Origin of the sequence: Streptomyces sp. XY431 (assembly GCF_001279805.1) — a bacterium.
Taxonomy (GTDB): Bacteria; Actinomycetota; Actinomycetes; order Streptomycetales; family Streptomycetaceae; genus Kitasatospora; species Kitasatospora purpeofusca.
In genome coordinates, this window is record NZ_LGDO01000200.1 from 1 (window position 1) to 3926 (window position 3926).

4 protein-coding genes are annotated in these 3926 nt (G+C 72.7%); 3 read left to right on the plus strand and 1 reads right to left on the minus strand.

Going from position 1 to position 3926, the window contains the following annotated elements; all coding sequences use genetic code 11:
* The coding region (locus tag ADK60_RS20205) for a TetR/AcrR family transcriptional regulator (RefSeq protein ID WP_053647846.1) at positions 1 to 543 on the minus strand (543 nt) is incomplete at its 3' end.
* A gap of 94 nt (positions 544 to 637) precedes the next feature.
* On the opposite strand from ADK60_RS20205, the gene ADK60_RS20210 reads away from it, so the two are divergent.
* The 3 genes from ADK60_RS20210 to ADK60_RS20220 form a co-directional block, all read left to right on the plus strand.
* Positions 638 to 1675 carry an aldo/keto reductase gene (locus tag ADK60_RS20210; protein WP_053647840.1) on the plus strand — a complete coding sequence of 346 codons (1038 nt, stop codon included), beginning with the start codon at positions 638 to 640 and terminating at the stop codon, positions 1673 to 1675.
* A gap of 124 nt (positions 1676 to 1799) precedes the next feature.
* Positions 1800 to 2288, plus strand: coding sequence for a GNAT family N-acetyltransferase (locus tag ADK60_RS20215; RefSeq protein ID WP_053647842.1), 489 nt, complete (start codon positions 1800 to 1802; stop codon positions 2286 to 2288).
* A 242-nt stretch (positions 2289 to 2530) separates the two neighbouring features.
* Positions 2531 to 3926: hypothetical protein (locus ADK60_RS20220; protein WP_159400507.1), on the plus strand; the 1396-nt coding region annotated here is incomplete at its 3' end.

The window sequence follows — 3926 nt, forward strand, 5'->3', positions numbered from 1 at the left end:
GTCGGCGCCCTCGTCGAGGGGGTCGGGGGTGGTGAGCATCCGGTAGTAGAGGGGGGCGGAGACGGCGCGGACGACCTCGACGGGGTCGGTGTCGGGCGGGAGCTCGCCTCGGTCGACGGCCTCGGTGACGCACGGGGCCCACTCCTCCACCCGGGCGCGGTAGAAGCGGTGCAGGGCCTCGGCGGCGTCGCGGTCGCAGGCGGCGGCGACGAGGACGGCGCGGAAGAGGGCGCCCTGCCGGGGGTCGGCCAGGGTACGGGCGACCAGGCGGGCGTTGGTACGGAGGTCCTCGGCGAGGGAGCCGGTGCGGGCGCGCGGGAGGGACTGTTCGGCCATGTCGGTGAGCAGGTCGGCGAGCAGGGCGCCGACGGAGCCCCAGCGACGGTAGACGGTGGTGCGGCCGACCTCGGCGCGGCGGGCGACGTCGCCGAGGTCGAGCCCGGCGAAGCCGACCTCGACCAGGGCGTCCTCGGCGGCCTTGAGGACGGCGATCCGGACGCGGGCGGTCCGGCCGCCGGGTCGCTGCATGCCCGAGGTTGTCATTAACGGGACTCCTGTTCCATTAGTGAGCGTGGCAGTGCTAGGGTCGAGACATCTTAACGGCACAGAAGTCCCGTTAGCGAAGGGAACACCTCTCATGGAGTACCGCCGCCTCGGCGCGTCCGGCCTCACCGTCCCCGCGCTCTCCCTCGGCACCGGCACCTTCGGCGGCCGCGGCCCGCTGTTCGGCGCCTGGGGCACCAGCGACGCCCAGGACGCGCGCCGCCTGCTGGACATCGCCATCGACGCCGGCGTCACCCTGTTCGACACCGCCGACGTCTACTCCGACGGCGCCTCCGAGGAGGTCCTCGGCCAGGCGATCAAGGGCCGCCGCGACCAGGTGCTGATCTCCACCAAGGCCGGCCTGCCCACCGGCGACGGCCCCAACGACGCCGGCACCTCCCGCGCCCGCCTCACCACCGCCGTCGACGCCGCCCTGCGCCGTCTCGGCACCGACCACCTCGACCTCTTCCAGCTGCACGCCTTCGACGCCGCCACCCCCGTCGAGGAGGTGCTCGGCACCCTGGACGAGCTGGTCCGGGCCGGCAAGGTGCGCTACACCGGCGTGTCCAACTTCTCCGGCTGGCAGCTGATGAAGTCGCTCGCCGCCGCCGACCGCGACGCCCGGCCCCGGTACGTCGCCCACCAGGTCTACTACTCCCTCGTCGGCCGCGACTACGAGTGGGAGCTGATGCCGCTCGGCCAGGACCAGGGCGTCGGCGCGCTGGTGTGGAGCCCGCTCGGCTGGGGCCGCCTCACCGGGAAGATCCGCCGCGGCGCCCCGGTCCCGCCCGGCAGCCGCCTCCACGACACCGCCGACTACGGCCCGCCGGTGGCGGACGAGCTGCTGTACGACGTGGTGGACGCGCTGGACGCGATCGCCGCCGAGACCGGGCGCACCGTCCCCCAGGTGGCGCTCAACTGGCTGCTGCGCCGCCCCACCGTCTCGTCCGTCATCATCGGCGCCCGCAACGAGGAGCAGCTGCGCCAGAACCTCGGCGCGGTGGGCTGGGAGCTCACGGCGGAGCAGGTCGCCCGGCTGGACGCGGCGAGCGTCCGGACGGCGCCGTACCCCTACTTCCCGTACCGCCGCCAGGAGGCCTTCGCGCGGCTGAACCCGCCGCTCGCGGGGTGAGGCGGGCCGGGGGTCGACATCGGGGCGCGGCGCCGGGCTCGGGCTCGGGCTCGGGCTCGGGCTCGGGCTCGGCTGCGGATAAACCGCTTGTTCGCGCAGATCAGGACAGTGCATTGTCATTGCCATGATCGAACTGCGCGAACTCACCTCCGACGACTGGCCGCTCTTCCGGGAGCTGCGCCTCGCCGCCCTCGCCGAGGCGCCGTACGCCTTCGGCTCCACCCTCGCCGGCTGGCAGGGCGAGGGCGACCGGGAGGAACGCTGGCGCTCCCGGCTGGAGATCCCCGGCGCCCTCGACCTCGTCGCCCTCGTCGACGGCGTGCCCGCCGCGATGGCCACCGGAGTGCCGGAGGCTGGGCACGCGGAGCTGATCTCGATGTGGGTGGACCCGAAGGCCCGGGGCCGGGGCGTCGGCGCCCGGCTGATCGCCGAGATCGAGCAGTGGGCGACCAAGCAGGGCTTCGCCACCCTGCGCCTCGCCGTGATGCCGCACAACCCGCACGCCATCGCCCTCTACGAGCGCGTCGGCTTCACCGACACCGGCGAGCCGGGCGACCTGCTCCCGGACGGCGTCTCCCGCGAGTTGGTGCTGGCCAAGCCGCTGTCCCCCTGAGCACCTGCGGCACCGGTCTCACACCTCCATCAACTCCTTTTTGTTTCATCGGAGTTCACACGTCCGTTCCGGCCAGAGCGGGTCCGGTTCGGGCCAGCTCCCGGCAATCGCGGCACCCGGACGGCGGGGCGGTGCCTACGGTCGACAGGTCCGTAGGCACCCGTTCCGCCGTCAACCCGCGCACGCACACATCCGGATTGTCGTGCGCACCGTGTGAAACGCCGAGCCAGGGAGTCCGTACTGTGCCGTCCTTGCTGCACTACGAGATCGTCGCGGATCCGACATCGCTCCAAGCATCGCTCCCCAACGAGCCCTCCGTGGGGACGGTGTACCTGATCGTCTCCAACACCCACCAGGCCCAGGTGGAGTGGGACTACATCGACGTGGCCCTGCCACTGCTCGCCCAGTCCTCGAACCTGACCGACACCCCCTCGGCGGTCACCGCCACCATCGAGCGGACGTACTCCAGCCCCTGGGACGACCCGCTGGAGTTCGCCTGGGACCCCGTCAACGACTGCTTCCGGGCCCGGCTCTCCCAAGCGCAGCCGCCCACCCGGCAGTTCGCGCTGCTGGACGCCCACGGCGCGCTGGTGCTGAAGCTGGAGAACATCCCGGTCGCCGCCGGCGCGGGCCTGAGCCTGCTGGAGATCCGCGAGCGGGCCGGCGGCGGGGACGCCAACATCGCCATGCGGCAGGACCACTACACCACCTACCTCGGGCTGGCGAAGCAGACGCCGCTGGTCCCGCGCAACTTCCGCGCGGACAAGTCACTGCTGGACGTCGACGCGGGCGAGCAGCTCGTGCTCCGTTGGGACGGCCCCAACAGCCTCGACTACGCGATCCTCGACCAGACGGGCGCCGAGGTCCGCCGCGAACCGGCGGTGGCGGGGGCCGCTCCGGCCCACCAGGAGTACTCCTGGACCACGGCCGCCCCGAAGCGCGGCACCACCTACACCCTGGTCGCGAAGGCAGCCGGCGGCGGGCAGCAGCGCGGCTACTTCCTCACCACCACCGTGCACGCGGTGATCCCCGAGTTCGCGAGCGGGACACGCACCCTGTGGGTGGAGGGCATCGCGAACAAGGGCCGGCTGGTGCTCGCCACGGACGGCGCGGAGGTCCGCAACCCGAGCGGCGACCTGGGCCGGATCAGGGCCGACAAGGCCGACGTGGACAACGTGACCACCCGGCTGGTGCAGGGCCGCACCGACAGCGCCGGCTGGATCACCTTCCCGGACCGCGGCGTCAACGTCTACCACGGGTCGAACAGCGACCTGGGCGTCCTCACCGCCGCCCGCGCCGACGTGGAGGGCGTCAACACCACCTGGGCCGGCAGCCGTGACGCCGGAAGCGGCTGGATCGAGTTCACCCAGCCCGGCGCCACCCTCCACAAGGACGGCAACCAGGACCTCGGTGCCCTCACCGCCGACAAGGTGGACGTCAACGGCCTCAACACCAAGTGGGTCGGCGACCGCGACGCCGGGAAGGGCTGGATCGGCTTCCCGCAGGACGGCGTCGACATCCGCAAGGACGGCGGCGAGGCCTGGGGCACCGTCCACGCCGACAAGGCCGACGTCGACGGCATCAACACCAAGTGGGTCCAGGGCCGCAGCACTTCGGACGGCTGGATCGAGTTCCCCG

Excerpts from the sequence above, each read along its gene's own strand:
- ADK60_RS20215 (WP_053647842.1), top strand. The coding sequence starts at position 1,800 with ATGATCGAACTGCGCGAACTCACCTCCGACGACTGGCCGCTCTTCCGG.
- ADK60_RS20210 (WP_053647840.1), top strand. The coding sequence starts at position 638 with ATGGAGTACCGCCGCCTCGGCGCGTCCGGCCTCACCGTCCCCGCGCTC.